Source organism: Kitasatospora sp. NPDC058965 (genome assembly GCF_042741245.1).
GTDB lineage: Bacteria > Actinomycetota > Actinomycetes > Streptomycetales > Streptomycetaceae > Kitasatospora.
Map to the genome: position 1 here is coordinate 1,418 of NZ_JBHYKG010000450.1, position 3,866 is coordinate 5,283.

Sequence of the window (3,866 nt, forward strand, 5' to 3'; positions counted from 1 at the left end):
TCTCCCCCCGCCCACCAGCCTGACTCCCCATGCGCACCCCCACCCCCACCCCCACCCCCACCCCCACCCCCACCGCCGCTCCCGCCCCGCGCCGCCGCAGAGCCGCCACCCTCGCCACCGCCGCCGCCCTCACTGCCCTCGCCCTGACCCTCACCACCGCCTGCAGCAAGCAGGGCGCGGGCAGCTCCGACAGCTCGACCAGCACCGCCGGCTCCGCCGCCCCCGCCATCCAGGGCGACATCACCTTCAACGACGACAACCTCGCCAAGCTCGACGCGGCCCTGAAGTCCGCGCTGGCCGGCAAGGACACCGGCAAGCTCGACCTGGCCATGGTGGTCAACGTCGCCGTGGACTACTGGAACGCCGGCAAGACCGGGTTCACCAAGGGCGTCGCGGACCTCGGCGTGCAGGGCACCTTCCAGGCCCCGGCCAACGGTCGGCTGGACCAGCAGCTGTCGATGATCCAGACCCTGCGCGGCCAGAGCATCTCCGCCTTCTCGGTCTCCGCGATCGACCCGACCGCGATCAAGGCGCCGATCCAGGACGCCAACTCGGCCGGCATCCCGGTGCTGGCGATCGACTCCCCGCTGCCCGCCGAGGACGGCGCCGCCCTCTACCTCGGCACCCCCAACTACCAGGCGGGCCAGAAGGCGGGGCAGGCGATGAAGGCCGCGCTCGGCGGCAAGGGCGAGGTCGTGGTGCTGGTCGGCTCGCTGACCGCCTCCAACGCCGTGGAGCGGATCCAGGGCTTCGAGGACGCGCTCAAGGGCACCGACATCAAGGTGGTCAACAAGCTCGCCGACAGCATGGACGCGTCCAAGGCCCTGAGCAACGCCCAGACCGCGATCCAGACCGACCCCAACGTCACCGGCCTCTACGGCGTCTACTCCTACGACGGCCCGTCGGCCGCCCAGGCGGTGCAGGCGGCCGGGCGCACCGGCAAGGTCAAGGTGGTCTCGGACGACAGCGACGCGCAGACGCTGAAGTTCATCCAGCAGGGCGTCATCCAGGCCACCGTGGTGCAGTCGCCGTACCAGCAGGGCTACACCGGCGCCTACCTGCTGGCCGCGCTCAAGGTGCTCGGCAAGGACGCCACCCTCGCCCTGGTCAAGCCGTACCTGGAGTCCGACGGCACGACGCTGAGCTCCGGCGTCGGCGTCGTCACCCAGGAGAACCTGAGTGCGTTCCAGGCCAAGCAGACCCAGCTCGGCATCACGGGGTGACCGGCGTGACCACTCCCGACGCTCCCCAGCAGGGCCCCGCCGCCGTGCTGAGCGGCGTGCGCAAGAGCTACGGTCCGGTCACCGTGCTGGACATCCCGCAGTTGGAGCTGAAGCGTGGTCAGATCACCTGCGTGGTCGGGGAGAACGGTGCCGGCAAGTCCACCCTGATGGGCGTGCTCGCCGGCACCGTCGCCCCGACGGCCGGGCAGGTGCTGATCGCGGGCCAGGAGGTGCAGCCGGGCCGCCCGGACCACGCGAAGGCGCTCGGCGTCAGCATGGTGGCCCAGGAGTTCCCGCTGGTCGGCCGGATGAGCGTGGCCGAGAACCTGCTGCTCGGCCGCCGCACCCGCGGCGGGCAGGAGGGCGGCGCGCTGCGCCGGGTGCTGTTCGACCGGGCCGGCACCCGCCGCGAGGCCCGCGCGCTGCTGGCCGAGGTCGGCGTCGACGGCGTCGACGTGGACCGGCCGGTCGAGCAGCTCCCGGTCCCGCTGCGGCAGATGATCGAGATCGCCAAGGCCTGGGGCAACGCCCCACTGGTACTCATCCTGGACGAGCCGACCTCCTCGCTCGGCCCGGTGGAGGCCGCCAAGGTGCTCGACCTGGCCCGGCGGCACACCGCCGCCGGCGGTGCGGTGCTGTTCATCGGCCACCGGTTGGACGAGGTGCGCGACATCGCCGACCGGGTGGTGGTGCTGCGCGGCGGCAGGCTGGTCGCCGACCTGACGCCGGACCGGGCGACCGAGGAGCGGATGATCCGCGAGATGGTCGGCAGCGAACTGGCCCGCGGCGGCACGGTGCGCGCCCTGCCCGCCGACGCGCGCACCGTCCTGCGGGCCCGCGCTCTGACGGCGGACGGCCTGGGCCCGGTCGACCTGGAGCTGCGGGCGGGCGAGGTGGTCGGCGTGGCGGGCCTGATGGGCTCCGGACGCAGCCGGCTGCTGCACACCGTGATGGGTGCTCAGCCGCGCACCGGCGGCGAGCTGGTGCTCAACGGCCGCCCGTTCCGCCCGCGCCACCCGGCCGACGCGGTCGCGGCCGGCATCGGCCTGGTCCCCGAGGACCGCAAGGAGCAGTCCCTGCTGCTGCAGCACTCGGTGCGCTGGAACGCGACGCTGGCCACGCTGCGCCGCGACTCCCGGCGCGGGGTGCTCACCCCGGCCGGGGACCGGGCCCGCTCGCAGCGGATCGTGCAGGACCTCGGCGTGCGGCTGCACAGCCAGGAGCAGCCGATCGGCTCGCTCTCCGGCGGCAACCAGCAGAAGGTGGTGTTCGGCCGCTGGCTGCACGCCGAGCCCGACCTGCTGCTGCTGGACGAGCCCACCCGCGGCGTGGACGTCGGCGCCAAGGCCGAGATCTACCACTTGGTGGACCGTGCGGCCGAACAGGGCCTGGCGGTCCTGGTGGCCTCCTCCGAGCTGGAGGAACTGCTGCGGATCTGCCACCGCATCGTGGTGATGGCGCACGGCCGGATCGTCGCCGACCTGCCGCGCGAGGAGTTCGGCAAGGAAAAGATCATGACGGCGGCCGCGGGCACGCGGGCGTCGACGGACAGCACGGAGGCATCGGCATGACCACCCAGACCGCTCCCGCCCGGGACGGCGCGGCGGCGCCCGCCCGCACCCGGCTGCGCTCCCTGGTGGAGACCCCCGAAGTCGGCGTGGTCGCCGCCTGCGTGGCGGTGTTCGCGGCGCTGGCCCTGGCCCGCTCCACCTTCGCCGGCCCGGTCAACCTGCAGGGCATGGGCTTCGACCTGGCCCAGTACGGGTTGATCGCGATCGGCGAGTCGCTGGTCGTCCTCACCGGCGGCATCGACCTGTCGGTGGGCGCCCTGCTGGGCACCAGCGTGATCCTGATGTCCTGGTTCAACGTGCGGGCCGGGCTGCCCGCCGGGCTGGCGATCCTGGCCACCCTGGCGATCGCCGGGACGGTCGGACTGGTGCACGGGCTGGCCGTCACCCGGCTGCGGATGCCGCCGTTCGTGGTCACCCTGGTCACCTACACGGTCGCCCAGGGCGTCACGCTGGCGATCACCTCCGGCACCTCGATCGTCGGGATCTCGCCGTTCTTCGGCGACCTGGGGCAGAGCTACCTGGCCCAGGTCCCGGTCCCGCTGGTGCTGTTCGCGATCGTCACGGTGCTGGCCTGGTTCTTCCTGGAGCGCACCTACGCCGGGCGCCAGGTCTACGCGGTCGGCGGCAATCCGGAGGCGGCCCGGCTGGCCGGGATCCGGGGCGACCGCCGGGTGGTGTCGATGTACGTCACCTCCTCGCTGCTCTCCGCCTTCGCGGGCATGCTGGTGCTCGGCCGGATGGGGGTCGGCTCCGCGAGCGGGGTCGGGGTCGGCTGGGAGCTGTCCGCGATCGCCGCGGCGGTGATCGGCGGCGTGAGCCTGACCGGCGGTCAGGGCCGCATCCTCGGCATCGTGGCCGGCACCGTGCTGCTGGAGCTGATCAACAACGGTCTGACGACCCTGCAGATCAACTCCAACTACACCAACATCGTGCTCGGTGCGGTGCTCGGTCTGGCGATCACCGCCGACCGGCTGCGGGCCCGGGCCACCGCCGGGCGCTCCTGACGGACCGTGACCGTGACGGATGCTCCGCCGTCGCCCCGGGTGGGGGGCGGGCGCCGCCCCGCGGGCCC

At 73.4% G+C, this 3,866-nt stretch carries 3 protein-coding genes; all 3 read left to right on the plus strand.

Going from position 1 to position 3,866, the window contains the following annotated elements:
* Positions 1-29 precede the first annotated feature (29 nt).
* From ACFW1A_RS38180 to ACFW1A_RS38190, 3 genes are read left to right on the plus strand one after another with little or no spacing between them, the layout of a single operon-like run.
* Positions 30-1,223 carry a substrate-binding domain-containing protein gene (locus ACFW1A_RS38180; RefSeq protein WP_380417862.1) on the plus strand — a complete coding sequence of 398 codons (1,194 nt, stop codon included), beginning with the start codon at positions 30-32 and terminating at the stop codon, positions 1,221-1,223.
* 5 nt (positions 1,224-1,228) lie between these two features.
* Positions 1,229-2,794 (plus strand): sugar ABC transporter ATP-binding protein, encoded by a 1,566-nt coding sequence (locus ACFW1A_RS38185; RefSeq protein WP_380417864.1) that lies wholly within the window; start codon positions 1,229-1,231, stop codon positions 2,792-2,794.
* On the plus strand, positions 2,791-3,798 hold the full coding sequence (locus ACFW1A_RS38190; protein WP_380417866.1) for an ABC transporter permease: 1,008 nt from the start codon (positions 2,791-2,793) through the stop codon (positions 3,796-3,798). The genes ACFW1A_RS38185 and ACFW1A_RS38190 overlap by 4 nt, the downstream gene beginning before the upstream one ends.
* Positions 3,799-3,866: the final 68 nt, after the last annotated feature.